This window comes from Streptomyces sp. R818, assembly GCF_056172735.1.
The window spans coordinates 17,770-44,578 of record NZ_JAOCNE010000005.1; the positions used below are offsets into that span (position 1 = coordinate 17,770).

The following is a 26,809-nucleotide window of genomic DNA, read 5'->3' on the forward strand; positions in this document are numbered from 1 at the left end:
CGGTCACATCGTCAAGCGGTTCGGTCGAGCACTCAGCACAAGGCTCCGGGCGACGGTCCTATTCCACCGTGGTCGAAGAACCGGACACGCGGACGTGCGTGCGCTCCGGCAACCGCGACGTCGATGACCGCTGCGCCCCACACATCTTGCATGCTCCACACATCCGAGAGGCGTATCGACATGTCCGGCCCGGCAACGGTCAGCGAGGCGGACGGGCGGAGGTGCTGTACGACACGCTGCCGCGTACGCCCCGGACCGCCGTTGGACCCGGCGCGCAGAGCCGCTACCGTGCGGCCAATGACCACACCGTCGACCATTCCTCTCAGCCCGGACTTCAACACCCCGACAGAGCAGCGGTACTTCGAGGACTACGTCCCTGGATCGGCCTACAGCTACGGCAGCATCACGGTGACAGAGGCGGACATTCTCCGCTTCGCGGCCGAGTTCGACCCACAGGTCATGCACACCGACCCCGACGCCGCCGCCTCCGGCCCCTTCAAGGGACTCATCGCCAGTGGCTGGCACACCGCGTCCGTGATGATGCGCCTGTACGCCGACCACTACGTCAGCCAGGTCGCGAGTCTGGCCTCGCCCGGCATCGACGAGCTGCGCTGGGTCCGGCCCGTGCGCCCCGGCGACAGCCTGTCCATCCGTACGGTCGTCAAGAGCGCACGCCTCTCGCGCACCAAGCCCGATCGCGGCATCGTGCACACGGACGTGGAAGTCCTCAACCAGGACGGCGAGATTGTGCTCACCCTGTCCGCGATGAACCTGCTGCTGCGCCGCGAGGCCGACTGAACCACCTGACCGACGGAGCGCACCGGTGGGTCAGGTGTCGGAGCCCTCTTCGGTGTGACGGCGTCCGGAGTGGCTACCGTGCCAGTCCAGGACCATGGTCGTGGCGTCGTCGGACAGTGTGTGCCCGCACGCGTCCTGGACGGCGTCGATCAAGGCCCGTACGACCTCGCGGGGGTGCTCATCGAGGGTCTTCCGTACGAGACCGGGCAGGTCGACCTGGGCGCTCCTGCGCTCGCGCATACCGTCGGTGAGCAGGACGAGGCGGTCACCGGGTTCGAGGCGGAAGCGCTGGACCTCGTAGTGCACCGGAACGCTTCCCGGCACGGGGGTGCCGAACGGGAGGTTGGCGGTGAAGCGCAGTTCCTCGACCCGGCCGTCGCGCAGCAGCAGCGGCCGGGGATGACCGGCGTTGACGAGCCGCCCTTCCCCGGTTTCGAGGGACACACAGAACAACTGCCCGGTCGTCATGCCCAGGGCGTGCGCGGTGAGGGCCTCGTGCGCTGCGTAGGCCTGTTCCAGCACGCCGCCGTCCGCGCGCCGGGACTGCCGCAAGGCGTTGACTGTGAGCGTGGCGAGGAGCGCGGAGGAGGTGTCGTGCCCCATCGCGTCGGTGATGGACAGGTGCAGACTGCGCTGGTCCAGGCTGTAGTCGTAGGTGTCGCCGCCCACGTCGTCGGCGGGCGCGAGGCCGCAGGCCAGGGTGAACTGGGCGGCCTCGCAGGTGGACGCCGTCGGCAGCAGCTGGTGCTGGATCTCGGCGGCCAGGCTCATGTGGGTGGTGCGGCGACCCCAGTGGTAGAGGTCGGTGAAGCGCCGGTCGGTCACCACGACGTACGCGAGTGCGTGCGCGGCCTGCGCCACCGAGTCCCGCACCATGTCGTCCACGCGCGGCACGACCAGTTCGAGGACGCCGATGCAGTCGCCGCGGTTGGTCACGGGCGCCACCAGCCGGAATCCGCCGCCGGCCTCGTCCTGCTGCAGCAGTCGTTGGCTGCGCAGCACGTGCTCGTACCGGCTGCCCGGCAGATGCAGCCGTTGCGCCTCACCGCGTGGCTGGTCCGCGCCGCCGGCGCGGGGCAGACGTACGACCTCCTGGCCGACCATGTCGAGGAAGAGGAACGACACGTCGCGCGCCCCGAACCGTTCCTCCAGGTTCTGGGCGAGGACGTCCACCGACTCCCCCGGCGCGGCGTTCTCCGCTGCCCGCAGCAGCGTCTCGAGCCCCAGCGCGTCACCTCGCATGGCAGGCACCCGTCCGCAGAAGGCGTCCGTTCCTCATCGCCGCCCGCACCCGATCCCTCGTGGTCGGGCAGGCGGGGGCCTGTCTCAAGCCGTGCACCATCAACTTGTGCCTCCGTAACGGTGGGGGCATCGGCGTCGATTTCTCCTTTGCCCCGTCACCGCCCCCGTACGCGCGGGATGCCTCAGGCGGGCTGGTGGGCGCCGCCACGCCGACCGGTCAGGACAGCCATCCGGTTCGTCGCGTTCATCAGGGCGATGAGCATCACCGGATCGGCCCGCTGGTCCCCGTCGAAGTGCTCGGCAGCGTCATCCCAGGCGACTCCTTGAGGAGCGTCTGGCTGGCCGCCCTGAAGTGCTGCGCGGCCTGGGCCGCGGTCGTCGCCGGGTTGCCGAGCAGGTTCAGCCGTACGGCACGGCCCACACCTCGCGCTCAGGCTGCTTCAGCCGCCCTCTTGGTGGGTCGCATGGCTGGGAAGTGCTGTCAGGTGGTAGACGGTGTCGACCCAGAAACCGCCCGTGGTCCGAGCCTTGATCTCGAGAACGTACTGGCCTGCCAGGAGGGGCTCGAGTCCGCACCACAGCCCCCAGGCGACCCTGCGGTGCAGACCCGTGCGAAACGGCTTCGATGTGAACTCGTGCAGCGGTAGCGGTCGGCCGTTCAGGGTATTGAAGACGGGGAAGAAGAGGCGCCGCTGCGTGGGGACTTGGCATCGCCGTACCACGCGGCCGCCGTAGGTTCCGGCCCACTTCCACCATCTGGCAGCAAGCTCTCCTCCCTCCTGCGGCGTCAGCTTCCAGACGCTGCCTTCGTCGAGCGCGCCGTCCAGAGCGGTGCCGCCCGTCAGCGAAAGGGCACTGTCATCGACGCTGCGGGCGCGCTGCCGAACGGCGCTCACCCGACGTCGGCCACGACGACCATGGTCGACCGTGTGTCGGCCTCCGCCAGGACGTCGCCGCCCGGAGCCCACACGGAGGAGCGGCCGCAGCCGGTCCACGGCCCCGCTGGTCCGGCATGGTTGGCCAGGACGACGTGCAGGTTCAGGTCCTTGGCGATGCCGGGGTAGATCGCCGCGAGTTCTTCGGCTCCGCCGCCGGTGCCGTAGAGCGAGCTGGCCAGGTGTACCTGGCACCCGTCAGCGGCCCCCGCGCGGTCAGGTCGGCGAAGTGGTTGTCGTAGCACGTGGCGAGCGCGAAGCGCACACCTCCGACCTCGAAGCGGCCGTCGTGCTGCCCCGCCGTGAAGACCGCCTGCTCGTGCTCGAACAGGTGCTGCTTCCGATAGGCGGTGATCAGTTCGCCGTCGGCCCCAAAGACCAGCGTCTCGATCGCGGGCCGTGGCCCGTCGGTCGCCGTTGCGGCATTGACGACGGTGACAATGCCACTGCCCCGGAGCGCGTCCAGGCGCGGATCCTCCGACGTCGTCCACAGGCCAGGATCAGCGAGTACGGTGTCCAGCTCGTACCCGGTGAGGGCCAGCTCGGGGAAGGCCACGAGCTCCGCACCCTGCGCGCGGGCCTGGCCTGCGAGGGCGGTCATCTGCCGGACGTTGGCGGCCACATCGGCCGGGACACAGGTGAACTGACCTGCTGCGATCTTCATGGAGCTCGATCCTGCCACGCCACCGTCCTTCACAGCACGGTGGGTGCTCGCCATGGCCCATGACCAACGGCCGAGGAGTCATCGCCCAGCCCGCGGGAGTCTAGCGGCGGCAGAAAGGGCCATGCGTTCGACCTGAGGCTCCGGGCCTCCGGCTTCCGCCAGTACTTGTGGATGGCAGTTGGTGCGCCGTGGCCCCGGGCATGCGGTTGAGCCCGGCGCCCCAACGTGAGGCGCTTGCCGCTGAGTTGGCCGTGCGCCTTCCTGGCGGGGATGCGGGTACAGCCGCTCGTTTCATAGGGCATCTGCGTACCACCATGGCACTTTGGTGCCATGAGCGATCCTGTCGAGACCGATCCGGATCTGTACCGGGTCCTGTGGGAGAACGACCGCGTGCGGGTGCTCGAGTACCGTGACGCGCCCGGGGAGGCGACCCACCCGCACTCCCATCCGGACAGCGTGATGGTGACTCTTTCGGCGTTCCGGCGCGTGATCAGCAGCGGCGGCCGGGAGGTCCCCGTCGACCTGGAGGCCGGGCAGGCCCGCTGGCTGGACGCCCAGGACCACCAGGGACGCAACACCGGACAGACTCCCACGCACACCCTGTTCATCGAACTGAAGGAACCACGGCCCGGCGCGGACGGCACCGGCGCCTCCGGGCCGTCCGCGTCCTGAGTTCCCGTCAGCTCGTCAGCTCGATGCCGCCGTCAGTGGGCCGTGGCCTCCCCGGTCGGGAGCGGCGCGGCGGGTGTGGGCCGCTCCTTCTGCTCCGCCGGGTGACGCGGCAGTGTCAGCACGGCGATGAACGCCAGGACGGCGACCGCGGCGAAGAAGTAGAAGCCCCAGGGGTGGCCGATCCCGGCGGTGACCAGGGCGCCGGTGATGGTCGGGCCGACGATGGAGCCGATCCGGCCGATGCCGGACGCCGAACCGAGGGCGGTGCCGCGGAGGGTCGCCGGGTAGAAGTTGGTCACGTAGGCGTAGACGAGGACCTGCGCCGAGAAGACGAACACGCCGGTGAGGAAGACGACGGTGTTCAGCAGCAGGTCGTTGTGCATCTTCACGCTGAGCGCGGCCAGCATGACCACGGAGACCGCGAACCAGACCAGCGTGGTGCCCTTGATGCCCTTGCGGTCGGCGATCAGACCCCCGACGACCAGGCCGAGGACACCGCCCGCGTTGAGCACAAGCAGCTGGGTGACGGCCGTGGGCACCGGATAGCCGGCGTCGTTCATCAGCTTGGGCAGCCAGGTGTTCAGGCCGTAGACCAGCAGCAGGCCCATGAACGAGGCGGCCCACACGCCGATGCCGGCGCGCAGGTACATCGGCTTCAGCAGTTCGGTGAACGGCACCTTCTGGGCGCTGCCGCTCGTCCGGGCCTCGGTGAACACCTTCGACTCCGGCAGCCGGAACCACTGGATGACGGCGACGACGAGACCGGCGACGCCGAGCACGTAGAAGAGGACGTGCCAGTTGTCGGTCACCTGCAGGGCGAGGAGCGAGGTGATGACGGCGCCGGTGTGGTAGCCGGTCATGGTGAGGGTACTGGCGCGGGCCCGCCGGGCGGCCGGCATGTGCTCGGCCATCAGGGTCAGGGAGACCGGCATGCACGCGCCGAGGCCGAGCCCCGCGACCAGGCGCAGCAGGCCGAACATGGTGACCGAGCCCGCCAGCGGCACGAGCAGGGTGAACACGGAGAACAGGACGACCGACCCGATGAGCAGGAGGCGGCGTCCGAACCGGTCGGCGAGGGGGCCGACGGCGACCGCGCCGATGGCCACGCCGACCAGCGAGAGCGTCGCGACGGTGGTGGCGTCGCCCGCGGTCATGCCGAGGTGGTGGGTCTTGAGGAGGGTCGGGATGATCGCGCCGAGCACTACGAGGTCGTAGCCCTCCAGCATGACGGTGATCCAGCACAGGGCGACCGTCCACAGGTCGCGTCCGGTACCGGCACCTGTCGGGGCCGGCGTCGCGGAGGAGGCAGCAGGCATGGTGGCATTCCCCTGGGTAGGGCGGCTACGGAGGTGTCGGGCTGAGTGGCGCGTCAGAAGGGGTAGTCGGCGATGTCCGGGCGGACGGTGACCCACTGGGTCTCGGTGAAGGCCTCGATGTTCGCCGCGGCGCCGCCGAACCGTGAGCCGGTGCCGGATGCCTTGACGCCGCCGAAGGGCGCGTTGGGCTCGTCGTTGACGGTCTGCTCGTTGATGTGGATCTTCCCGGAGTCGATCCGGTCGGCGAGCTTCATGGCCGTGCCGACCTCGCCGAGGATGCCGACCGAGAGCCCGTACTCGCAGTCGTTGACGATCTCCGCGGCCTCGTCGAGGGTGGTGAAGCCGATGACCGGGGCGACGGGGCCGAAGATCTCCTCGCGCCAGGCCGGCATGTCGGCGGTGAGACCGGTGAGGACCGTGGCGCGGTAACCGGCGCCCGCGATCTCGCCCCCCGCCGCGACCTTCGCGCCGGCGGCCACGCTGTCGGCGACGATGCCGTGGATCCGGTGCAGCTGACGTTCGTCGATGATCGGGCCGAGCGCGACGTCCTCGCGGGCGGGGTCGCCGACCGGCAGGGCCTCCGCCTTGGCGGCGAGCGCGGCGGTGTACTCCTCCAGCAGCGACACGTGGACGATGTGGCGGCCCGTGGTCATACAGATCTGGCCCTGATGCATGTACGAGCCGAACGCCCCGGCCGAGGCGGCCTTCGCCACGTCGGCGCCGGGCAGCACCACCAGGGCGTTGTTCCCGCCGAGTTCGAGGTGGGCGCGCTTCAGCAGACGGCCGGCCTGCTCACCTATCGCACGGCCGACGGGCGTGGAGCCGGTGAAGGAGATGACGCGGACCTCGTCGGCCTCGACGACGGCCTGGCCGACCGCGCCGCCGCCGGGCAGCAGGTGCAGCAGCCCCGCCGGCAGTCCGGCCTCCTCGAAGATCCGGGCGATGACGACGCCTCCGCTGACCGCGGTGCGCGGGTCGGGCTTGAGCAGCACGGCGTTGCCGAGAGCCAGCGCGGGGGCGACCGAGCGCAGACCCAGGATCAGCGGGAAGTTGAACGGGGCGATCACACTGACCACACCGGCCGGACGGCGGCGCGCGAGCGACCAGCGGGCGTCCTCGGAGGTGAGGACCTCGCCGTGGGGGTGGCTGGGCAGCCCGGCGCACTCGAAGGCCTCACCGATGGCGAGCTGTGTCTCGAAGGCGGCCTTGGCCCGCACCGAACCGGCCTCGCGCACCAGCCAGTCCTCGATCTCGGCGGCGTGCTCGGTGAACAGCTCGCCCGCGCGGCGCAGTACACGGGCCCGGTCCTGCGGGGCGGTCGCGGCCCAGGCCCGCTGCGCCTCGGCGGCCCGCGCGGCGGCCTCGGTGACGTCCTCGGCGGTGGCGAGGCCGACCGAGCCGAGGCGGTCGCCGGTCGCGGGTTCCACGACCGTGTGCTGCGTGGCCGCGTCCTGCCAGCCGTGGCTGTAGAAGCGCTCGGCCCAGACTTCGTTGTCCAGGAGTCCCATGTCGTCCTCTTCTCGGTGGCTCTCGGTGGCTCTCGGTGTGTTCGGGTGCGTGATGGCGTGTTACGTGGGTGCCGGGCGTTTCGTGCGCGGCGTGACAGCTGGCTGGTACGGGCGCCGGTCAGGACGGGGTGGTCAGGGCCGTGTCCACCTGGATGAGGCGGGGGCCGTCCGGTTCCTCGGCCAGCAGGGCGCGCAGTTCGTCCGAGTCGTGGGCGTGGTGGGCGGTGACGCCGTAACCCCGGGCGATGTGGGTGAAGTCCAGGCCGGGGATGTCCAGGCCGGGGGCGTCGGGTACACCGAGCAGTCCGCTGAACCAGCGCAGCGCGCCGTACGTCCCGTTGCGCAGCAGCACGATGGTCAGCGGGACGCGCTGCTGCGCCGCCGTCCACAGGGCGGTGATGCCGTAGTTGGCGGAGCCGTCGCCGATGACGCCGACGACGGGCCGGTGCGGCTGGGCGAGGGCGACGCCGACCGCTCCGGGGAGGCCGAAGCCGAGTCCGCCGGCGGCCGGGAAGTAGTAGGAGCCGGTGCGGCGCAGGTCCATCTGGCGCCACCAGGCCGCGTTGGTGGACGTCGACTCCACGACGTACGCGGTGTCCTCGGGCTGTTCGTCGCGCAGGGCGGCGAAGACCTGCTCGGGGTGGAGCGCGGGGCCGTCGGCGCCGCGTGGTGCGGGGGTGGGGCGGTAGGGCTCGGCCGGGCCGTCCGGCTCGTCCAGCGCCTTGGTCAGCAGGTCGATGACGGCGGCCGGGTCGGCGACCAGGGCCTCGCCCATCGGGGCGCGCGCGGCGGCGGAGGCGTCGTCGGTGACCTGGAGCAGCCGGGTGCCCTCGGGAAGGTAGGGCCCGGGCAGGTGCTCGTGGTAACGGAAGACGGGTGCGCCGAGCACCAGAACCAGATCGTGGCCCTCGAAGGCCTGGGAGATCGGAGCGATCCCGGCGGGCAGCACGCCACGGAACTGGGGGTGGCGGTTGGGGAAGGGCAGCCGGAACAGCGAGGGGGCCGCCCAGACCGGGCCGCCGAGGCGCTCGGCGAGGCGGACGGCGTCGTCCATCAGGCCGGCCGAGTCGATGTCGCCGCCGAGCACGAGTGCGGGGTTGCGGGCGGCGGTCACCTGCTCGGTGAGCCATCGGGTCTGGGCCGCGTCCGGGGCGTTCGCCCACTGGACGCGGCGGTCGAGCACGGGGAGGCAGTTGGCGTCGGCCTCGGCGGTCCAGTCGTCGTAGGGCACGGACAGGTAGGTGGGGCGGCGCTGGAGGCGGGCCTCGAAGAGGGCCTGGGCGAGAGCGCGCGGCACGTCCTGGGCGCAGGACGGTTCGGCGGCCCAGCCGACCAGCGGTTTCATCAGCGTCGGGGCGTCGACGCTGGCGAGGTTGGCCTCCAGGCCGATCGCGGAACGGACCTGCTGCCCCGCGACGACGACCAACGGGGTGCGGGAGGCGACCGCGTTGGTCAGCGCGCCCATGGCGTTGCCGGAACCGGACGCGGCATGCAGGTTGACCAGCGCGGGGCGTCCGCTGGCCTGGGCGTAGCCGTCGGCCATGCCGAGGACCGCGCCCTCGTGCAGTCCGAGGACGTAACGGAAGCTGCTGGGCAGGTCGGCCAGGAACGGCAGCTCGTTGGAGCCGGGGTTCCCGAAGATCGTGGTGAGTCCCTGCCGCTCCAGGAACTCGTGGGACACATGGCGTACGGATGACACGAAGGTTCCTCCCAAGTGGTGCCGGACACGCTAGGAGCCCTGTGACATGGGCACCAATAGATGTTCCGCTGCCGCGAAATAGACTCCCTCTATATGGGGACCTTCGATCTCAACCTCGCCCGCGTTTTCGTCCTCCTGTACGAGACCGGCAGCGTGACGGCCACCGCGGAGACGCTGCACGTCACCCAGCCGACGGTCAGCTACAGCCTGGGCAAGCTGCGGCGCCACTTCGGCGACGAGCTGTTCCGGCGTACGGGGCGCGGCGTGACGCCGACCGCGGGCGGGCGCCGCCTCTACGAGCCGCTGAAACGGGCGCTGACGGAGATCGACGAGGCGGCCCGGCAGGCGGAGACCTTCGATCCGCTGACGATGTCGGGCCGGTTCACCATCGCCCTGTCCGACCTCGGGGAGACGACCCTGCTGCCGCATCTGGTGGCGGCGGCGCGGGAGCGGGCGCCGGGGGTCGCCTTCACGATCCGGCCCCTCGACGTGGACGAGGCGGAGGGGCAACTGCGGCGCGGGGACCTCGACGCGTTCGTCGCCACCCCGGTGCTGACCTCGCACCTCACCGTGCGCATCCCCCTGTTCCGGGAACGGTACGTCGCCATGGTGGCCGTCGACCATCCGCGCATCCGCGGGGAGTCGATCACCTTCGAGGAGCTGATGGCCGAGCACCACGTGGCGGTCTCCGGCCCGAGCGGCCATGTGGTGCCGCGGGCGGTGCTGGCCGCGCACGGCCTCCTGGACAGGATCGCGGTGGACGCCACCCGTTTCTCGATGCTGCCGTACCTCATGGTCCGCACCGATCTGATCTCCATCGTCCCCGAGTACGTCGGCGAGGTCTTCACCGCCTCGCATCGGGTACGGCTGGTCCGGCTGCCCTTCGAGTCCGAACCGATCGAGGTGGCCCTGTACGCCCGGCACGAGTCCTCGCGCAGCCCTGCCCAGCGCTGGCTGGTCCCGTTCATGGCCGACGTCCTCGGCGAACGCATCAGCCCGACGCAGCTGCCGCCGTACGGGCAGGAGGAGCCGGCGGCCGACGTGAGCCGTCTTCCGGGTGCGACACGAGCAACCTGACTCCGACCCGGCTCCGGGCGACCCATGTGGCTCTCTCGGCGATCAACCTCGACTTCGACGGGAGGACGATCACGTGACTCAGCACAAGCGTGTACTGGGAGCGGCTGTAGCGGCCGGTATCGCAACAGCCACGTTCCCGAACTGCCGCGCCTGCTGCACCGGTTGACGGCCGCCGACGGCGTACCAGGTGCTCTGGTCGCGACCCGGGACAGACGTGGCAGCACGATCCTGACCAGCGGCACCGCGAACGTGAACACCCACGCGCCAGTGAGCGAGCACCGCGTCGACCTCGACGCTCCGGTGGAGCGTTACCTGCCGGGCGTTGTCCGCGGCCCCGGACGGGACGGCCGGCACATCACGGTGCGCATGCTGCTGCAACACATCGTGAGTGACCCGCTCGCCCACTACGACACCATCGACCTGATCCAGCTCGCGCTCGACCACGAACCGACCTTCGACAAGCACGGCGCGCAGCCCGGCGACGAATGGCACTACTCCAACACCAACTACCTGCTGGCGGGCATGTTGGTGGAGAAGGTCACCGGCCGCCCCTACGGCGCGGAGATCCGTCGGCGCATCATCGCCCCGCTGCACCTGCGCGACACATCGGTGCCCAGCGACGCGACCACCCTCAAAGGCCCGCACCCGCGCGGATATGCACCGCTTCCTGGCTGCCCTCGTCGCAGGCCGCCTACTGCCCCCGGCGCAACTCAGGCAGATGATGGACACGACGCCTACCGGCGACGACGGCCGGGCCTACGGCCTCGGCCTGGAGCGCAGGGAACTCGACTCCTGCCGCGGCGGGTACTGGGGCCATCGCGGTGACATCTTCGGCTACCAGACTGCCGGCGGCGCCACCACCGACGGCCGGCAGACCACCGTCATGGCCAACCTCGACCCGGGCGGTACCGATGCGCAGGACGACGACATGGAGGCCGTCGTCCAGGCCGGGCTCTGCGAAGGCCGCACAGAACAAACCCAGTAGCCCGCTCCCCGCGAACCCGGCACCCAGCACCCAGCACCCAGCACCCAGCACCCGGCACCCGGCACCCGGCACCGACCGTCGCACCGATGGCGTCAGCCAACGGCCTCCGCTCCGAGTACGTACGTGATCGCCGTCGCCGCGTCCGGCGCCGTATGGGTGGGCCGGAAGGTGGACACCGGCCAGGGGCGCCCCAAGGCGACCCATACGCTGCGGATGCCCAGCGCATCGGCCCCGGCGATGTCCGCCCCCGGGGAGTCACCGATCATCCACGCGGACTCCGGGCCAGCGCCGGCCAGTTCCACCGCCGCACGGAAAAGCTCGGGCGCGGGCTTCTTGTGGCCGACTGCTTCGGAGATCACCCAGCCGTGGACCAGCGCGTCGAGACCGGTGTTGCGGATCTTCGCCTCCTGCTGCCCCGTCCGCCCGTTCGTGACGATCACGGTGCGCCAGCCGCCCGCCGCCGCACGCTCCAGGGCGTCGCGGGTGGCCGGCGGGAGCGTGACGTGGTCCGCCCCGCCGGTCGCCAGCAAGGTCGCGATGGCCGCCTCGGGCATACGCGGCCCGTACCGCTCGGTCATGGAACGGGCGAGCTTCTCCCTCGGCGTGTAACCGCTCGCATCCGCCTCCACCAGCCACTCCACGTCGGCCGCCGGCAGACCGTGCTGCGCGAGTGCGTCCGCACATGAGGCGCGGAAGGCCGCATCGCGGTCGATCAGCGTGTTGTCCAGATCCAGCATCATCAGCAGTCCCGCCATGACGGCCAGTAGATCACCGCCGGCGCCATGGCCAGGCAGGCACCGGCCGAGACGCGCGCTCCGCATTGTCAGTGGGGCATGACACGGTGACGTCCATGACCGAGACGACGTCCATGACCGAGACGGTGTCGGAAGCCGTCCTCGCTGCCGGGCGGGCCCTCGGGGTGCCCGAGTCGGTGGCCGAGGGCTTCGTCCGCCTCCTGCGTCCCTGCATCTATCTCTGTCCGCACGAACAGCTGCCGGACGAGCTGCGAAAGGATGCCCGTCCTGCCGCTCGGGCGGCCGGCCCCGCCCATCTGCCGGTGGGTGTGGAAGTGCCCGCGTACGTACCGCATGTGGTGACCATCGACTGCGCCGCCATACCCACCGGTGTCCTCGACATCGACTTCCCCGCCGACGGCCACGTGGTCGTCCTCGCCGAGGTCACGGACCAGGACGAAGGGTTCGTCATCCACGTACCGGCAGGCGCCGAAATCGTCGAGCGCTTCTCTCGGGACACGCAGTCGTACGAGTCGTTCCCGCTCTACGCGGTGCCGGGCATCACCGAGCCTGCCGCTCTCCGCCGGGCGCACGTCGCCGAGGCGGTGGAGTACGTCGGGGAGGACGCCGAGCGGGCCCGCCGCGTGGACGACCTGATCGATGGAATCGGCGCGATGCTCGCCGTCCGCTGGGGCTACGGCGTTCAGCTCGGCGGGTTCTCCCCCGCCTGGCACAACCCGGTGGAGGACCGCGGGAGCGTCCTGTTCGTCTCCGTCCCCGAGAGCGCCGTCTTCGACGGGGACTCCCTCACCCTCGTCTCGGGGACCCGGAAACAGATCTCGGAACGCCGCTACGACGCACTGGAGTTCGAGGTCGAGTCCTGAGTCCGGGCCGCCCCGCGAGCGCGAGCGGACGCGCGTTCACAGGTGACGGCGCGCCGCCTCGGTCGCCGACTCGCACGCGCGTACGTACTCCCGTACGAGTGGGCGCTGATCGTCCGCGCGCCACGCCAGCGCGAAGCGGCTGGGCGAGACGCCCCGTACGGGCCGCGTGACGACTCCGCCGAGCGTGATGAGCGGGGCGTTCCCGGCGGCCAGGAGGACCACCCCGAGGTTCGCGACCAGCGCTTCGTAGGTCTCCTCCGTGCTCGCCACCTCCGCGCCGACGCGTGCGGGTCTGCCGTCGCGGGCGTCGGTGGCGAGCCAGTAGTCGCGCAGCGGTCCGGCCGCGTCGGGCAGGGCGAGGAACGGCTCGTCGAGCAGGTCGGTGAAGTCGACGGCCTCCCTGTCGGCCAGGGCGTGGGTCGTGGGCAGGGCGACCAGGCGGGGTTCCTCGGCGATCACCACCCACCGGTAGCGGTCCGGGTCCGGCAGCGGGAGCCAGACGAACGCCGCGTCGCACGCGCCGTCGGCGAGCCCGGCGGTCGTGTCGTGCCAGGAGACATGCCGCATGGTGATCCGTGCGTCGGGACGCGCGGCGGTGAAGCGGGAGCGGATCGCGGGCAGGACACCCCCTCGTCCGGGACTGGTGCTCATCCCCACCACGAGGACGGCCGCTTGGTCGGCCACGGCCCGGGCCACCGCCTCCTGGGCCGCCTCCCATTCGGCGAGGATCCGCCGGGCGTGCGGCAGCAGCGCCGCGCCGACCGCGCTCAGGCGCACGTCGCGCCGGTCCCGCTCGAACAGCGCCGCGCCCACCTGCTTCTCCAGCATGCGTATCTGCTTGCTCAGCGCGGGCTGCGAGACGTAGAGCCGCTCGGCGGCGCGCGTGAAGTGCAACTCCTCGGCCACTGCGGCGAAGTACCGCAGATCCCGTCCATGAACGTCCATAACCATCGGCTATCACAGCGGGTCTTGGACGGGCAACCGACTTGTGCAGCAGGGTAGTTCACATCGACGGGCCACCACGGACCGCCGATGCGGACCGACAGCCGAAGCGCGAGGAGACGAACATGAACAAAGTATGGCTGATCACCGGGGCGAGCAGCGGCTTCGGGCGGGCGATCGCCGAAGCGGCCGTCGCCGCCGGTGACATCGTGGTCGCCGCCGCCCGCCGTACCGCGTCGCTCGACGATCTGGTGGCCGCGCACCCGGACCAGGTCGAGACGTTGTCGCTGGATGTCACCGACATCGCCGCCGGTCAGGCCGTGGTCGACGGCGTGGCGGCCCGGCACGGCCGGATCGACGTCCTGGTCAACAATGCCGGACGAGGGATGGTCGGGGCGGTCGAGGACAGCACCGACGAGGAGCTGCGGAGCCTGATGGACGTGCACTTCTTCGGCCCGGCCGCGCTCACCCGCGCCGCGCTGCCGCACATGCGCCGCCGGGGCTCGGGCGCCATCGTGCAACTGACCAGCATGGGCGGGCGGTTCGCCTTCGCCGGGGTCGGCGCCTACTGCGCGACCAAGTTCGCCCTGGAGGGGCTTTCCGAGGCGCTGGCCGCCGAGGTCGCGCCGCACGGCATCCGGGTGCTGATCGTCGAGCCGGGCGCGTTCCGCACGGGTTTCGCCGATGCCGCCGCCTTGCGCTCCTCCGCCGCCCCGGGCGCCTACGAGGACACCGTCGGCCCCGTCCTCACCGGGCTGCCGGGCGGCAGTGGCTCCGAGCCCGGGGACCCGGCCAAGGCGGCCGCCGCCATCCTCGCCGCCCTGGACTCGGACGAGCCGCCGCTGCGCCTGCCGCTCGGCAACGACGCCGCCGACGCGATCACGGACCATCTCGACCGCGCCCGTACCGAACTGCTCGCCTGGGACAAGCTCGTCCGCTCGACCGACTTCGACGCCTGACACCGGCAAGAGGCGCTCCGCCGACCAGGAGCCGCGGCCGGGCCCCGCCGGACCGGCCGCCTCACTCCAAGCGGCCGAACCGCCGCGCCGCCCACAGCAGCACGCACAGCCCCAGCACGATCAGGAGGGCGACCTCCAGCGAGGTGGGGACCCGCCAGTGGCCCCAGTGCATCGCCGCTGCGTTGCCACCGCCGGGTACGTGGTGGGCGATGGTGCGGCGCAGCAGGTCGACGGCGTAGGCGAGCGGATTGACGGCGGCCGCCCGGGTGAGCCAGGCGGGCAGGCCGGTCAGGGGGAAGAACGCTCCGGAGAGCAGGAGCAGCGGCATCATGGCGAGGCCGAGGAGGGTCTGGAAGGACTCGGCGCTGCGGATGCCGATGGCCAGCGCGGCCGCCATGACCGTGAGGACGAACGAGGTCAGCGCCATCATGCCGAGCAGCGTCAGCAGCAGGGCGGGAGCGTAGGGCAGTCCGGCGACGCCCGCGGCGGCGAGCAGCACAGCGCCCTGGACGGTGGCTTCGGTGGTGCCGCCCAGGCAGCTGCCGCACAGGAGGGTGGAGCGGCGCACGGGGGCCATCAGCGTCTCGCGGAGGTAGCCCATCTCCCGGTCGGTGATGAGCCGCACGCCGACCGAGACCGCCGGCATCTGCACGGTCATCACCAGCACCCCGGGGAAGAGGTAGGTGCGGTAGTCGCCGCCGACCGAAGCGGCGGGCACCAGGGCGGCCAGTCCTCCGCCGAGCACGATCAGGAACAGCAGCGGCTGAAAGAGCGTCAGGACGATCTGTGCGGGCTGGGCGAGCATCCGCAGCAGGTCGCGCAAAACCAGCGCGTGGACGGCTCGCAGCTCCCGGAGGAGCGGGGACGGGCTGTCGTCGGCGGCCGACGGCTGCGGCGGTGGTCGTCGCGGCGCGTCCGGGTGCGCCGGTGCGGCCGTCACCGCCCCTCCCCCTCACCGGTGAGCGGCGGTGCGGGGTGGGCGATGCGGCGTCCGGTGTAGTGCAGGAACACATCGTCCAGGGTGGGTTGGGTGAGGGTGATGGCCCGCACGGTGATGCCGCGGGCGGCAAGGGCCGCGCACAGCACGGGGATGCGCTCCGCCCCGGCGGTGACGGCGACGGTCAGGCCGTCGGGCCCGGCGGTCGGACGCAGGCCGAGTTCCTGGCGCAGACAGGCCGCCGCCGCGGGGTCGTCCGCGGTGCGTACGCGTACGTGGTCGTCCCCGACGGCGTCCTTCAGCGCCGCCGGGGTGCCGCGGGCGACGATCCGTCCGCGGTCGATGATGGCGATGTGGTCGCACGTCTCGGCCTCGTCGAGGTAGTGCGTGGTGAGGAAGACCGTGGTGCGGTGCTCGGCACGCAGCCGGGCCAGATGGTCCCAGGTCTGGGCGCGGGCGTGCGGATCGAGTCCGAGGGTGGGCTCGTCGAGGAAGAGCACCCCGGGTTCGTGGAGCAGGGCGCGGGCGATCTCCAGGCGGCGGCGCAGCCCGCCCGAGAGGGTGCGCACGCGGTCACGGCGGCGTTCCGTGAGCCCGGTCAGGTCCAGGAGGGCGGCGCCGCGCTCCCGGGCGCGGCGGCGGGAGAGACCGTAGAGGCGGGCGTGGAGGTAGAGGTTGCGTTCGGCGCTGAGGTCCGGGTCGACGGCGCTGTGCTGAAAGAGCAGTCCGATACCCCGCCGCACCTGCTGCGCCTGTGTACGGATGTCGGCCCCGGCCACCCGCGCACGGCCCGCGGAGGGACGGGCCAGGGCGCAGAGCATCGCGATGGTCGTGCTCTTGCCGGCGCCGTTGGGGCCGAGGAAGGCGAAGGTCTCTCCGCGGCGCACGTGCAGGTCGATCCCGCGGACCGCTTCGGCGCCGGGATAGTGCTTGGTCAGGCCGTGGGCGCAGATCGCGTACCGGTCGGCGGTGTCGGCTCCGAAGTGGTCCGCGGCGTCGGAATCGCGTTCTCTTGACATGTCTCGCTGCCCCTCGCAGGGTGGAATAGAGAGCAATATCCCATATGCCGCGAAGCGCTTGTGGGGTATCGCGCCGGGAACAGAAGGAAGGTGAAGACGATGCGTCTGCGTTACACACCTCCGAAGGTCACCCGGATCGGACGGGTGGAACGGCTCACGGGCCAACTGCGCCACGGCGTTCCTGACCTGATCGGCCACGGCAACATCCTGTAACCGCGGCTGCGACCGCACCGTCGGGGCGAACCCGAGGAGAGCGATGGCCGGCCACCGCGTCACGGCGTTTCCCGGCTGCTCCGGGCGGATCACCGCCGACACGAGCAGCGTGGACCACGCGTACGTACCGTTCGAGGCCCGGGACTCCCGTCGAGCCCCAGGCAGTCATCTGCGGCAATGGGTCCCTGCGGGGACATCCCCCGCCGAGTCCCCCATCCCGCAGCCGGTCCCGGACGCCCTCCTCGCCCTCGCGGGCCCAGCGCCCCACGACCTGACGGCGGGTCAAGTGGAGAAGGTGGTACTCGACACGGTCCAGGGACGGTACGCCACGCTGCGCCACCTGCCCCCGGACCTCGCCGGCGTGATCGCGACACGCCGGCGGGTCATCCTCTTCCGTGGCCCGTGCGCCACCGATCAGCTCTTCTTCCGCGTCTCCGACGGCTCCACCCGCTGGTCGAGCGATCCGCGCGACCTCCTCGACGCACCGCCGCAGTTCGACATCGAGCCGCTGTACCGCGCCTGCCGTGCAGAGGACGTCTTCGTCCTGCCCGGCATGGACCGGCTGCGCCCCGGCCGACTCGCCGTCTCCGACGGCCACTCCGTGTGCCTGCGGACCTACGACATCCCCACTCCCCTGCCCGTGCCGCCCCACACCTCACTACGGCAGTACGCCGACCTCGCCCACGACCTCCTCAAGCAGGAAACCCGCCCGTACATCTCCGGTGAACGCGTCGGCGTGTTGCTCTCCGGAGGTGTCGACTCGGCGACCGTTCTCGCCGCACTCGCCGCACAAGGCGCGGAGGTGACGGCGTATCACATGCACACCCCCGACCCGCTCGCCGACGAATCGGTACGCGCCCGGGCGGTGTGCCGCGCGCTCTCGGTCCCCCTGGTGACGGTCGAACCGCCCGGCGACGACGAGCCCTACTTCCCCGCCGAGCACGACTTCCCGCTGCCCTTCAACCACGTGTGGTTCCGCCGCCTCGACCTGACAGCACGCCGCATCGCCGCCGACGGAGTGCGTACGGTACTCACCGGCCTGGACGGCGACCTGGTGTTCGGCCCGCTGCGCTACGGCCTGTCCGACCTCACGCACACGGACATCCCCTGGCGCGAACGCCGGGCCATGGCCGCCGGGCTCCTCAGCTCCCGCTGGGAGACGAGCCGCATCGTCCGCAGCCTCCGTTCCGGCTACTCGCTCTACGAGGACCCCGAGGCGCTGGACGAGACCGAGCGCGCCGCCGACTTCCTCACCCCACGCCCCGGCATCGGCCCCGAGCCGTACGACCCCGACTCCGCCGCGCAGGAACACACCCTGAACCTCACCGTCTGGGGGCCGCACGGCATTCACTGCGTCAACCCCTGGGGCGGCCGGGAGCTGTCCCGGCTGGCGGCACGGCTGCCCGCCGCCTACCGCGTCATCCCCTACGCCGGTCGCACCATCGACAAACCGGTGCTACGTCTGGTCGCCGCCCGTCTGGGCATACCCCCCGCCGTCTGGCGGCACTACGGGCGTGACTGGCTCGGCTCCCCCGACGAGACCTGGTGCCTGCGGCATCCCGACGAACTCGCGCGCGTGCTGGGCGGGCCCCACACCCGCCTGGCCCGCCTGGGCGTCCTCGACCAGGACCGGCTGGCCGCCGTCCTCAGCGACCCCCGCGCGCTGCGCCGCAACGCCGAGAACGTCCTGTGCACGGCCATGGTCGAACTGTTCCTGGGCGACCTGGAGCGCAGGTTCCGGGCGCCGGTGCCCACGGCACCGCACCCGGCACCGGCACCGGCACCGGCACCGGCACCGACCTGACACAGCGACACGGCGACACGGCGACACGCCGCGACGACAGAGAGGCGGGAGAGCCTCATGCCACTGATCCAGCTGACCGACGAGACCGTCTTCGACCCCGCGGACGGCACAGGGGTCCTGCTCGACACCGCCGAAGGCGTCTATTTCGAGCTCAATCCCACCGCGACGCTGCTCCTCGACGCGGCTCTGCACTGTGAGACGTATGACGAGGCCGTCCGGCAGCTCACCGAGCAGATCGACGCGAAAGACGGTGAACTGCGCGACGGCATCAGCTCCCTCGCCGCCCAACTCGCCGAGAGCCGCCTGACGCGGGCACGGCCGAGCGACAACGGGGCAACGCCATGACAGGACCGGCCACCCGGCCGACCAACGACTGGGCCTACCTGCTGTGGGACGAGGACACCGCCGAACCGATGCCTCGTACACCTCCCTCGGTGCGACTGGCCGCCGGCGCACACACCGCACGCGCGCTGCGGACCCTCAGCAGGCACGGATGGGGCGAGGCGCAGTACCGGCTCCGCGATCTGCGCGTGCCCCGGGGCGCCCGCCGAGGGCTGCCCCGGGGCACGGGTCTGCGCGTCGCCCGCCGCGAGGTGCTGCGCTGTCAGCTCGTGGTACGGCTGATCGAGCCCGACGCGCTGTGCCTGACGCGGTCGTTCGCGCTGGCCGTCCACCTGTCGGCGCTCGGCCTGCCTGCCGAGACCGTGGTCGCCAGGCAGCGCTCGTCGGTCGGCGCCCGCTTCGCCTTCCACTCCTGGACCGAGCTGCACGGCGAAGTCCTCAACGACGTACCGACCGTGCAGAGCGGCCACACGGTGCTCCAGCGCGTGGGCTGCGCCGCCTTGCTGGCCTGACACCCTGACGACCTGATGCGCGGCCCCGCACTACTGGGGGGCTGAAGGTGAAGCAGAGGGTGAGGGTGAGGTCGACGTCGAGGGTGAGGGCGACGGCGAGGACGCCGGTGCACACAGCTTGTCCAGGTCGGCCGCGGGGATGTTGAGGTTCAGCCCCTTGATCAGCTCGACGAGCGCCTTGCACACTTCGACCGGGTCCTTCTGCGGAGCACTCGGGGCGGCCTCCGCGGCGACGGGTGCGGCGACGAACAGGGCCAGGGCGACGGACACGGATGCTGCGACTTTGCGTATCACGGTGCTTCCTTTTCATCGGCCGGTTTCGTACCGGAACGTCCTTCGATCGTGCAGCAGCCGCACGGGAGACCCCAGGCGATCACACCCAAACGGGTGAGGGCCCCGCCACCAGCGCGTCGCTGAGGACGCGGCGGGTGCAAGAAGCGGCACACACGGGCAGCAACGCTCAGCTTCTCCGCAGAAGGCGCCTTGTCGTGTGAGGAGCGGCTCTGGGCGCCACGCTGGTCGCACAGGCGCGAAGCACGGGGAACGCGGGGGGAAGCATGGCCACTTCGAGCGTGGTCCGGGTCGAGGGGGACGTCGGCGGTCAGCTCATCGTCGGCGATCACAACGTAGTCATCAGCGCGGAGCACGGGTCCTGCGCGGTTGTTCGCTCCGAGGGCCCGCCACCGGCGCGCCGGCGTGAGCGCCCGGCGGGCCGGGCCCTGCCCCGCCACCCGGCACCGCTGCTCGGCCGGGAGAACGAACTCGCCACGGTGGACGGCTGGCTGGGCGCCGGGCATGTGACGCAGGTGTACGGGGTTCCTGGCATCGGAAAGTCCGCGCTGCTGCGGCGCCACGCGGCGGACCAGGCCGCGCTCGGCCGCGACCTCGTCCTGCTGCAGGCGGCCGGGCTCGCGGTGGAGGACGTGGTCCAGGACCTCTTCCACGCCTGCTTCGAGACCGAGGACTACAAGCCCGAACCGGCCAGGATGCGCCGGCTGATGGGCACGGTCCAGGCGCTGCTGGTCGTCGACGACTTCGAGGGTTCGCCGGAGGACCTGGCCGCTCTGGCGGACGCGGCCCCTGGCTGCGACCTTCTCGTGGCGGCCACGGAACGGTGTGTGTCCGACGAGGTGCGCGCCCTGCGGCTCGGCGGTCTGCCGGAGGACGCCGCGCTGGAACTCGTGGCACACGAGCTGGGACGTACGCCCGAAGCCACCGAGCGCGAGGCCGTCGGGGAACTGGTCGGCATGGTCGACGGGCATCCGCTGACGCTGGTCCAGACATCGGCCACGGTCCGTGCGGCGGAGGCAGCCGGGGAGAACCAGGAGGACGGCGCGTTCGCGGCCGATGCGACGGTGCGGGCGGTGGGCGCGGCGGGGAGGCTGGACGAGACGGGCAGGCGGCTGCTGCGGGTGGTGTCCGCCGTGTCGCCCCTGCCCGTACCGGCCGGGCTTCTGTACGCCCTGGCCGGTGACGTCGTCGATGAGTCGTCGGGGCACGCAGCCGTCGAGACACTGCGGCAGATGCGGCTGATCGAGCGGGACGACTCCGGATGTCGCGGCCGGGGTGACTTCGCCGCCGCGGTCGTCCGGCACACGGGCCGGGCGCTGGAGGCGGGAGAGCTCGCGCCCGGCCTCACCGCCTGGCTGCGCGGCGGAGTTCCGAGATGGGAGGTGGCCGCGCAGGCCGCCGTCATCACTCGGGTGCTGACCGACGCGGCCCGGCGCGAGGACCACGCGGGCGTACGCGACCTGGCGCGGGCCGCGGCCCCGCCACTGGCCCGCTCTCTGCGCTGGGGCAGCTGGCACACGGCCCTGGAACTCGGCCGCACAGCCGCCACGGCGCTCGGGTCGGCGGCGGACGAGACCTATTTCGCCCGCGAGGAGGAGGTACGCAAGAAGGCCCTGCACCTGGCGGCGGCGGCCGTGGCGGTGACCCTCGGCGGTGGCGTCGGAGCCGGTGCGGCAGCCGTGCACCACGCACTCGCGGCGGGCGGCAAGAGCACGGCCGCCAGCGGAAAGGCGGGCCTGGGCAAGGCGGGTCTCGGCAAAGGCCTCGGCGCGCTCGCCTCGAAGCCCGCGGTGCTCACCACCGCCGTGGCCGCGCTGGTGTCAGGAGGTGTCTTCGTGGCCCTGGCCGACACGGGCGACGGTCAGCCGGCCGCCGGGGCGCCGCCCGCACCCGCCGCCTCCATACACGACACTCACCCCACCACGCAGACGCCCCACCCCTTCTCGTCGTCGTCAGGACCGACCGGGCCGCATCTCCGTCCGACCTCACCGACCGCATCGCCGCCGACGTCGGTCAGGAGGATGCCTCTGCCCGACGGGTCGCAGGGCTGCGTCCCCGCATCGATCAGGCCCCCCGACTTCGGCTCGACCAAGCCGCACAAGCCAGTGACCCGCCCGGTCGACTTCGACGCGTGGCTGCCGTGCGACGACGAGAAGTCCCTGAAGGTGAGCGACGAGGACAACTGGTCGGTCGCCCTCACCGCATGTCCCCCTCCTGCGGGCTCGCGGCTGTGCCGGTTCACCGTCACCTTCACACCGACCGTGCCGGGCACCTACCACGCCACCGTGACGATCCACGACGACTGGGGCCGCGACGACCTGCGCATGGAGGTGACCGGGGTCGCCGTCACCGCCCCCTCGCCCGCCTCCACCTCTCCGAGCCCTTCGCCCCCGCCCAGCGAGTCCGTCTCACCGACACCGCCGACCGAGTCGCCACGGCGCGGGCCGTCCGAACCGACCCCCTGGACCACCTGAACCAGCCGGTACCCGACCTCGAAGGAGACAGCACCATGGCCGCCCGCCCCACCGCAGAACATGAGCACGAGCACGAGCGTGAGCACGAAGATGACCGTTCGGACCGCTACGACGTACGCGCCCACGCCGTCTCGGGACAAGTGATCGTCGGCCGCCACAACACCGCCACCCAGACGACGACCGGCACGCACCCGCCCGCACCGGTCACCGGGGCCGAACTGGCGGTGCTGCGGGCCGAGTTCACCCGCGTACGCGATCTGCTCCCCGAGGACGCACCACAAGCGGAACGGGCCAGGGAGCTCCTCGACGAGCTGGAGGAGTCGGCCACGGCGGCCGAGCCGGACCTGTCCACCATGCAGTACGTGGTGCGCTGGTTCGGCCGCAGCCTGCCCGCGCTCGCCGCAGCCGTGACCGGCCTCGTCCTGCACCCGGTGATCGGCCGCCTGGTCGAGGCGGCGGGCGACACCCTGGCCGAGGACTTCCGTCAGCGCTTCAGCGGCACCTGACTCCGGATCCGGCAGCGACGATCAGCGACGATCACTTGCCGCTGTAGACGGGGAACGAGCTGTGCTCGCCGTAGTCCACGTCGCGCAGGCTCCGCAGGGCGTCCATGTCGGTGTCGGAGATCTCGAAGTCGACCTCGGCGTTGGAGCGCATGTGCGCGGGGTTCGCCGTCTTGGGCAGTGACACCGTGCCCAGCTGCAACGTGTACCGGATGCACAGTTGCGGGACGGACACGCCGTACTTTTCCGCCATCGCCCGCACCTCGGCGTTCGCCAGGATCGCTCCGTGCGCGATCGGCGAGTACGCCTCGACGAGGATCCCCTTGCCCGCGCAGTAGTCGAGCAGCTCAGAAGGGGTGTTTCCGGCGTGGACGAGGAGCTGGTTCACGTGCGGCACGACGGAGGCGCCCCGCAGGATGTTCTCCAGGTCCTCCTGCTGGAAGTTGGAGACTCCGATGGAGCGGATCTTCCCGGCCTGATGTGCCTCTTCGAGCGCGCGCCATGCTTCGCGGTTGCCCTGGGCGTAGTCGCCGCCGCGGAAGTCGTCCCACGGCTGCGGGCTGTGGATGAGCATCAGGTCGATGTACTCGATCCCGAGCTTCTCCAGCGATCCCTCGATCGCGTCGACCGCCCCGTCGTGGTCCTTGATCTCGGCCGCGAGTTTCGTCGAGACGAACAGCTCCTCGCGGGGTACGCCGGCGCCGCGCACGCCCTCGCCGACGCCGCGCTCATTGCCGTAGGCCTGGGCGGTGTCGATGGTCCGGTAGCCGATCTCCACGGCCGCGCGGACCGCCTCGGCCACCTGGTCGTCGTCGATGAACCAGGTGCCGAGACCCAGCTTGGGGATCTCGACGCCGTTGGACAGCGTGTAGGTCTCGTCCAGGATCGTCATGCGTTCGCTCCGTTCCTCGGCAGCTCGCCGTACGCCTCGTCGGTGACGGGCTCGAGCCATTCGTTGCCGACGTCTTCGCCAGGGGTGATGAAGGCGATGTGGGAGAACCACGAGTCGGCCTTCGCGCCGTGCCAGTGCTTGGTGCCCGCCGGGACGCGGACCACCGTTCCCGGCTCCATGCTGACGGGCTCCTCGCCCTCGGCCTGGTACCAGCCGCTGCCCGCCGTGCACAGCAGGACCTGGTCACCGCCGCCGCCCGTGCCGTGGTGAATGTGCCAGTTGTTGCGGCAGCCCGGCTCAAAGGAGACATTGCTGACGGGGACGCTGCCGGGGGCGAGCGGGGCTAGGTAGCTCTGGCCGGTGAAGTATTGCGCGTAGGCGTCGTTCTTCTCCCCGAGCGGGAAGATCTGGTCAAAGGCGTTGGCGTCCATTGCGTTCTTTCCTTCTGTCGCAGGGCGGCTCGACGGGGCGACGGCGCCTGCGATCAACGCTAGGACGAATGTGGCACATGTGGGATGTACTGCTGGTACACCCCACGTCGGAGACTGCTTCCGGGGCGTTCGTCAGCGGGGCGGCTGCGGACCGTTGGAGTGAGGCTCCGCCGCGCGGCGCGGCCGGTCCGGCTTTTCCCGGCTCTTGCTGCCGCCCCTCCAGCTGCTTCTCCGAACCAGAGGGGCTGCCCGCACAGTACCGGCAAGCACGCTTCCCTTCCGGCATCTTCACGTAATTACCACATTGCCCCGCTGAGCAGCTCCGACCGCCCGTCAAGCCGTAAAACGCTACGTTTTGCGGCTTTTGCCCACAGGACGCGACGTCGTACAACAAGGCAGTCCAACAGCGCCTGACGAACAGGCAGCGCTCTAGGACCAGCAGCTTCGTCCGCACCGCGGAGGAAGCGAGCGGGGCGTCGGGCCCGGACCCCGCCCGGCGCCCCGCTCCCCTGACGCCCTGGGCGGCCGGGGAGCACGCCGCCTACCGCGACCGGCTCTCCGCCAGTTCGTCCTCCAGCCAGGTGCGGCCGCGCGTGCGGGCGCTGAGTCTGACGTCGCCGAGAGGGACGGCCAGGCGCTCCGCCTCCGCGCGTACCGCCGCCTCGGCGTCCGCGCCTACGTCCTCCAGGAAGCGGCACACGATCTCACCGCCGCCGTCCTGGGCCCAGCCGCCGACGATGCGGCCGTCCCACCACAGCGAGGGGCCGATGTTCCCGGCCCGGTCGAAGAGGCGCGGGCCGTGGTCGCCGAGGAACCAGTCGCGGGCGTGCCAGCCCATGGGGGTGGAGTCGAGCGCGGGGAGCAGCGCGGCCCACGGCTCCGGCGTCTCGGTGTTCTCCAGGTCGTCGGGCAGGAGGAGGCCCGTCGTGCCGCCGAGGTCGACCTCGACCGGTTCGAGTGCCGTCAGCACGCGCTTGACCTGCGTCTTGGTCCACCCCGCCCACCAGCGCAGGTCGTCGGCGGTGGCCGGGCCGTAGGCGCGCAGCCAGCGCCGGGCCAGTTCTTCCTCCGCCTGGTGGGTGTCCAGTTCGGCGAGGCCGCCGGGGAACCAGTCGGCCAGGGGTGCCCAGCGGTACTGGTGCGAGGTCCAGGAGCCGCGCGGCCGGCCGCGTACCACTCGGCCCTCGGCGGCGAGCAGGAGCAGCAGCCTGCTCGCGATCTTCTGCGTCCCTTCGTAACTCTTGCCCACTGAGAGGGTGACCGTCGTGCTGAGGCGTGGGTCGTCGGCGGCGAGTTCGGCGGCGGTCGCCTCGCCGCGGGCGGCGAGTGCGCGTACGGCGATGTCCTCGGTCTCGGCCAGCCAGGCACGTACCCCGGCCTCGTCGTCCGCGACCTCGGACGCGGCCAGGAAGCCGAGGAGCTTGCGGCGTTCCCGCGCGGCCACCGCCTGGGAGCAGGCGGCCTGCATCACCGGGGCCACATCGAGGGTGGTCACGAAGACGGTGCGGCGCATGCCGAGCAGCCGAATGAGGGTGCGGTCCTCGTAGAGCGCGCGTTCCACGTCCCGGACCGAGCCGCCGTTGGTCCGCGCCCAGGTGGCGACGTACACGGAGGACGGATCGGTGCTGTGCAGCGCGACGAGGTCACCGGCCACCTCGACCGGGTTCTTCGCCCGATCGGCGACCGCCAGCCGATGCCGCACACCGAGCCGCGCCCGCCGTTCCGCCACATCTATGCGTCGCATGTCGATCACTCTGCCATCCCGCTCCGACAAAAGGAGCAGCGTTCCGCGCACCACGCGCCTACGGTCTCTCGCATGTTCGAATCAATCTGGTGGCGTTGTCATGTGCGAGCCGCCGATCGTCGCGGCGCCGAGAGGATCGTCTCGCGTCTCGGTGCGCAGGTGGACAGCGTTGTTCAGGTCGAGAGCTATGAGCGGTACTGGAAGTTTCCGGAGCTCGCCGAAGTACGGCTGACCTCTCCCCTGCGGTGCCCGACTCCGGAGGCGGCTCTCTTCTCGACCCTGCGTTGTGCGTGGAGAGTCGCGACGCCCTGGACCCTCGTGGCCCCGGGGCCTGGCGACGAGTTCGAAGGGGTCGCCGCTCTGAACGCGGGTTCCCGCTTTCTCGTCCCAGGTGTCGAGTGGATGGAGTTTCACATCGCCGCCCGCTGAGCGGCACGAGCCGCGTTCCTGCCCGGTCGGCCTCCGTGCCTGTGCCGCTTGCCTCGTCTACATATCCCGGCTCGCCCTCAACGCGTCCGATTCCGCGAGTTCGTCGAAGAGCAGGGCGTCGTCGCCGGTCTGTCCTGTGCGGTAGGCGACGCGGGCCACCAGGTGGGCGGCGACGGGGCTGGTCAGTAGTTGGAAGAAGACGACCAGGGCGAGGGTGCCAAGGTCGACCCAGGAGCGCAGGCGCAGTGCGACGCCCGCGGTGAGCAGGAGGATGCCCAGCGTCTGGGGGTTGGTCGCGGCGCTGCTGCGGGTGAGGACGTTGGGCAGGCGCAGCAGTCCGACGACGCCCGTCAGGCAGACGAGGGCACCAAGCAGCAGCAGGGCCGCGCCGGTGAGGTCGGCCGCGTGGTGCCAGGTGTTCATGGGCGCTCCTCGGATGCGGATGCGGATGCGGGCGTGGGCTCGTCCGGGCGGTCGCGTACGGCGATGAAGCGGGCGATGCCGACCGAGCTGGTGAAGCCGAGGAAGGCGATCACGAGCATGATCGACAGGTAGTAGCGAGTCCGGGTGTGCGCCGCTTCGACACCGATGCCCGCGATCATCAGGGCCGCCGCGACATCGACGCCCACGGCACGGTCGAGCATGGAGGGGCCGCGCCAGATCCGGATGAGCAGCAGCGCGCCCGCGAGGAGGATCACCGCGAGGGCGGCGTCGAGCAGGATGCCGTCCAAGGAGGTCACGGTCACGGTCACGGTCGTGGGTCCTTTTCTGTCGGGGGTCGCGCGGGAGGTACGGGCCCCGGG

The 26,809-nt window shown here is 71.4% G+C and carries 29 protein-coding genes; 12 read left to right on the top strand and 17 right to left on the bottom strand.

Features of this window, described 5'->3' with window-relative positions:
- Window positions 1–297: 297 nt before the first annotated feature.
- Window positions 298–798: a MaoC family dehydratase gene (locus tag N5I75_RS15605; RefSeq protein ID WP_476677962.1), complete on the top strand. Its 501-nt coding sequence runs from the start codon at window positions 298–300 to the stop codon at window positions 796–798.
- A 30-nt stretch (window positions 799–828) separates the two neighbouring features.
- On the opposite strand, the gene N5I75_RS15610 is transcribed toward N5I75_RS15605, so the two are convergent.
- From N5I75_RS15610 to N5I75_RS15625, 4 genes are all read right to left on the bottom strand, one after another.
- On the bottom strand, window positions 829–2,040 hold the full coding sequence (locus N5I75_RS15610) for a PP2C family protein-serine/threonine phosphatase (protein WP_476677964.1): 1,212 nt from the start codon (window positions 2,038–2,040) through the stop codon (window positions 829–831).
- A 262-nt stretch (window positions 2,041–2,302) separates the two neighbouring features.
- Complete coding sequence (locus tag N5I75_RS15615; RefSeq protein ID WP_476677966.1) at window positions 2,303–2,461, bottom strand: hypothetical protein; 159 nt, start codon at window positions 2,459–2,461, stop codon at window positions 2,303–2,305.
- A gap of 19 nt (window positions 2,462–2,480) precedes the next feature.
- The gene (locus N5I75_RS15620; RefSeq protein ID WP_476677968.1) at window positions 2,481–2,936 is read right to left on the bottom strand and encodes a hypothetical protein; all 456 of its coding nucleotides are present in this window, start codon (window positions 2,934–2,936) and stop codon (window positions 2,481–2,483) included.
- Window positions 2,937–3,078: 142 nt separating this feature from the next.
- Window positions 3,079–3,639, bottom strand: a complete 561-nt coding sequence (locus tag N5I75_RS15625; protein ID WP_476677969.1) for a carbon-nitrogen hydrolase family protein — start codon at window positions 3,637–3,639, stop codon at window positions 3,079–3,081.
- Window positions 3,640–3,969: 330 nt separating this feature from the next.
- Between N5I75_RS15625 and N5I75_RS15630 the strand changes: the two genes are divergently transcribed.
- Window positions 3,970–4,311: a cytoplasmic protein gene (locus N5I75_RS15630; protein WP_476677971.1), complete on the top strand. Its 342-nt coding sequence runs from the start codon at window positions 3,970–3,972 to the stop codon at window positions 4,309–4,311.
- Between the two features lie 32 nt (window positions 4,312–4,343).
- On the opposite strand, the gene N5I75_RS15635 is transcribed toward N5I75_RS15630, so the two are convergent.
- The 3 genes from N5I75_RS15635 to mdlC form a co-directional block, all read right to left on the bottom strand.
- Entirely contained in the window at window positions 4,344–5,627 is a 1,284-nt protein-coding gene (locus tag N5I75_RS15635; RefSeq protein ID WP_476677972.1) for an MFS transporter, read from the bottom strand.
- Between the two features lie 53 nt (window positions 5,628–5,680).
- Window positions 5,681–7,135 carry an aldehyde dehydrogenase family protein gene (locus N5I75_RS15640; RefSeq protein ID WP_476677974.1) on the bottom strand — a complete coding sequence of 485 codons (1,455 nt, stop codon included), beginning with the start codon at window positions 7,133–7,135 and terminating at the stop codon, window positions 5,681–5,683.
- Between the two features lie 118 nt (window positions 7,136–7,253).
- Entirely contained in the window at window positions 7,254–8,834 is a 1,581-nt protein-coding gene (gene mdlC / locus N5I75_RS15645) for a benzoylformate decarboxylase (protein WP_476677976.1), read from the bottom strand.
- Window positions 8,835–8,927: 93 nt separating this feature from the next.
- Between mdlC and N5I75_RS15650 the strand changes: the two genes are divergently transcribed.
- Both N5I75_RS15650 and N5I75_RS15655 read left to right on the top strand, forming a co-directional pair.
- Window positions 8,928–9,911 (top strand): LysR family transcriptional regulator, encoded by a 984-nt coding sequence (locus N5I75_RS15650; RefSeq protein ID WP_476677978.1) that lies wholly within the window; start codon window positions 8,928–8,930, stop codon window positions 9,909–9,911.
- Window positions 9,912–10,073: 162 nt separating this feature from the next.
- The gene (locus tag N5I75_RS15655; RefSeq protein WP_476677979.1) at window positions 10,074–10,736 is read left to right on the top strand and encodes a serine hydrolase domain-containing protein; all 663 of its coding nucleotides are present in this window, start codon (window positions 10,074–10,076) and stop codon (window positions 10,734–10,736) included.
- Between the two features lie 252 nt (window positions 10,737–10,988).
- Here N5I75_RS15655 and N5I75_RS15660 read toward each other — a convergent pair whose 3' ends face one another.
- Complete coding sequence (locus N5I75_RS15660) at window positions 10,989–11,651, bottom strand: HAD family hydrolase (protein WP_476677981.1); 663 nt, start codon at window positions 11,649–11,651, stop codon at window positions 10,989–10,991.
- A gap of 95 nt (window positions 11,652–11,746) precedes the next feature.
- Between N5I75_RS15660 and N5I75_RS15665 the strand changes: the two genes are divergently transcribed.
- Window positions 11,747–12,514 (top strand): hypothetical protein, encoded by a 768-nt coding sequence (locus N5I75_RS15665; protein ID WP_476677983.1) that lies wholly within the window; start codon window positions 11,747–11,749, stop codon window positions 12,512–12,514.
- A gap of 36 nt (window positions 12,515–12,550) precedes the next feature.
- On the opposite strand, the gene N5I75_RS15670 is transcribed toward N5I75_RS15665, so the two are convergent.
- Window positions 12,551–13,465, bottom strand: a complete 915-nt coding sequence (locus tag N5I75_RS15670) for a LysR family transcriptional regulator (protein ID WP_476677985.1) — start codon at window positions 13,463–13,465, stop codon at window positions 12,551–12,553.
- A 116-nt stretch (window positions 13,466–13,581) separates the two neighbouring features.
- Here N5I75_RS15670 and N5I75_RS15675 point away from each other — a divergent pair, with 116 nt between their 5' ends.
- Complete coding sequence (locus tag N5I75_RS15675; RefSeq protein ID WP_476677987.1) at window positions 13,582–14,415, top strand: oxidoreductase; 834 nt, start codon at window positions 13,582–13,584, stop codon at window positions 14,413–14,415.
- Window positions 14,416–14,476: 61 nt separating this feature from the next.
- Here the strand turns inward: N5I75_RS15675 and N5I75_RS15680 are convergent, their stop codons facing one another.
- Together N5I75_RS15680 and N5I75_RS15685 are read right to left on the bottom strand one after the other, a co-directional pair.
- Window positions 14,477–15,355 carry an ABC transporter permease gene (locus N5I75_RS15680; RefSeq protein ID WP_476677989.1) on the bottom strand — a complete coding sequence of 293 codons (879 nt, stop codon included), beginning with the start codon at window positions 15,353–15,355 and terminating at the stop codon, window positions 14,477–14,479.
- Window positions 15,352–16,371: an ATP-binding cassette domain-containing protein gene (locus tag N5I75_RS15685; protein WP_476677991.1), complete on the bottom strand. Its 1,020-nt coding sequence runs from the start codon at window positions 16,369–16,371 to the stop codon at window positions 15,352–15,354. The genes N5I75_RS15680 and N5I75_RS15685 overlap by 4 nt, the downstream gene beginning before the upstream one ends.
- Window positions 16,372–16,627: 256 nt before the next feature.
- Here N5I75_RS15685 and N5I75_RS15690 point away from each other — a divergent pair, with 256 nt between their 5' ends.
- The 3 genes from N5I75_RS15690 to N5I75_RS15700 are packed head-to-tail and all read left to right on the top strand — an operon-like array spanning window position 16,628 to window position 19,242.
- The gene (locus tag N5I75_RS15690; RefSeq protein ID WP_476677992.1) at window positions 16,628–18,388 is read left to right on the top strand and encodes an asparagine synthase-related protein; all 1,761 of its coding nucleotides are present in this window, start codon (window positions 16,628–16,630) and stop codon (window positions 18,386–18,388) included.
- Window positions 18,389–18,445: 57 nt separating this feature from the next.
- Window positions 18,446–18,733 carry a PqqD family peptide modification chaperone gene (locus N5I75_RS15695; RefSeq protein ID WP_476677994.1) on the top strand — a complete coding sequence of 96 codons (288 nt, stop codon included), beginning with the start codon at window positions 18,446–18,448 and terminating at the stop codon, window positions 18,731–18,733.
- Window positions 18,730–19,242, top strand: coding sequence for a lasso peptide biosynthesis protein (locus N5I75_RS15700; RefSeq protein ID WP_476677995.1), 513 nt, complete (start codon window positions 18,730–18,732; stop codon window positions 19,240–19,242). Before N5I75_RS15695 ends, N5I75_RS15700 begins: the two co-directional genes overlap by 4 nt.
- 30 nt (window positions 19,243–19,272) lie before the next feature.
- On the opposite strand, the gene N5I75_RS15705 is transcribed toward N5I75_RS15700, so the two are convergent.
- Entirely contained in the window at window positions 19,273–19,536 is a 264-nt protein-coding gene (locus tag N5I75_RS15705) for a hypothetical protein (RefSeq protein ID WP_476677997.1), read from the bottom strand.
- 263 nt (window positions 19,537–19,799) lie between these two features.
- On the opposite strand from N5I75_RS15705, the gene N5I75_RS15710 reads away from it, so the two are divergent.
- Both N5I75_RS15710 and N5I75_RS15715 read left to right on the top strand, forming a co-directional pair.
- Complete coding sequence (locus tag N5I75_RS15710; RefSeq protein ID WP_476677999.1) at window positions 19,800–22,007, top strand: hypothetical protein; 2,208 nt, start codon at window positions 19,800–19,802, stop codon at window positions 22,005–22,007.
- A gap of 35 nt (window positions 22,008–22,042) precedes the next feature.
- The gene (locus N5I75_RS15715; RefSeq protein WP_476678000.1) at window positions 22,043–22,513 is read left to right on the top strand and encodes a hypothetical protein; all 471 of its coding nucleotides are present in this window, start codon (window positions 22,043–22,045) and stop codon (window positions 22,511–22,513) included.
- 31 nt (window positions 22,514–22,544) lie between these two features.
- Here N5I75_RS15715 and N5I75_RS15720 read toward each other — a convergent pair whose 3' ends face one another.
- The 3 genes from N5I75_RS15720 to N5I75_RS15730 form a co-directional block, all read right to left on the bottom strand.
- Window positions 22,545–23,402 (bottom strand): aldo/keto reductase, encoded by an 858-nt coding sequence (locus N5I75_RS15720; protein WP_476678002.1) that lies wholly within the window; start codon window positions 23,400–23,402, stop codon window positions 22,545–22,547.
- Window positions 23,399–23,833 carry a cupin domain-containing protein gene (locus N5I75_RS15725; protein WP_476678004.1) on the bottom strand — a complete coding sequence of 145 codons (435 nt, stop codon included), beginning with the start codon at window positions 23,831–23,833 and terminating at the stop codon, window positions 23,399–23,401. Before N5I75_RS15725 ends, N5I75_RS15720 begins: the two co-directional genes overlap by 4 nt.
- Window positions 23,834–24,374: 541 nt before the next feature.
- Window positions 24,375–25,577 (bottom strand): winged helix DNA-binding domain-containing protein, encoded by a 1,203-nt coding sequence (locus N5I75_RS15730; RefSeq protein WP_476678006.1) that lies wholly within the window; start codon window positions 25,575–25,577, stop codon window positions 24,375–24,377.
- Between the two features lie 72 nt (window positions 25,578–25,649).
- On the opposite strand from N5I75_RS15730, the gene N5I75_RS15735 reads away from it, so the two are divergent.
- Window positions 25,650–26,006, top strand: coding sequence for a hypothetical protein (locus tag N5I75_RS15735; protein WP_476678008.1), 357 nt, complete (start codon window positions 25,650–25,652; stop codon window positions 26,004–26,006).
- A 57-nt stretch (window positions 26,007–26,063) separates the two neighbouring features.
- Here the strand turns inward: N5I75_RS15735 and mnhG are convergent, their stop codons facing one another.
- Both mnhG and N5I75_RS15745 read right to left on the bottom strand, forming a co-directional pair.
- Window positions 26,064–26,429 (bottom strand): monovalent cation/H(+) antiporter subunit G, encoded by a 366-nt coding sequence (gene mnhG, locus N5I75_RS15740; RefSeq protein WP_476678010.1) that lies wholly within the window; start codon window positions 26,427–26,429, stop codon window positions 26,064–26,066.
- Window positions 26,426–26,752 (bottom strand): MrpF/PhaF family protein, encoded by a 327-nt coding sequence (locus N5I75_RS15745; RefSeq protein ID WP_476678174.1) that lies wholly within the window; start codon window positions 26,750–26,752, stop codon window positions 26,426–26,428. Before N5I75_RS15745 ends, mnhG begins: the two co-directional genes overlap by 4 nt.
- Window positions 26,753–26,809: the final 57 nt, after the last annotated feature.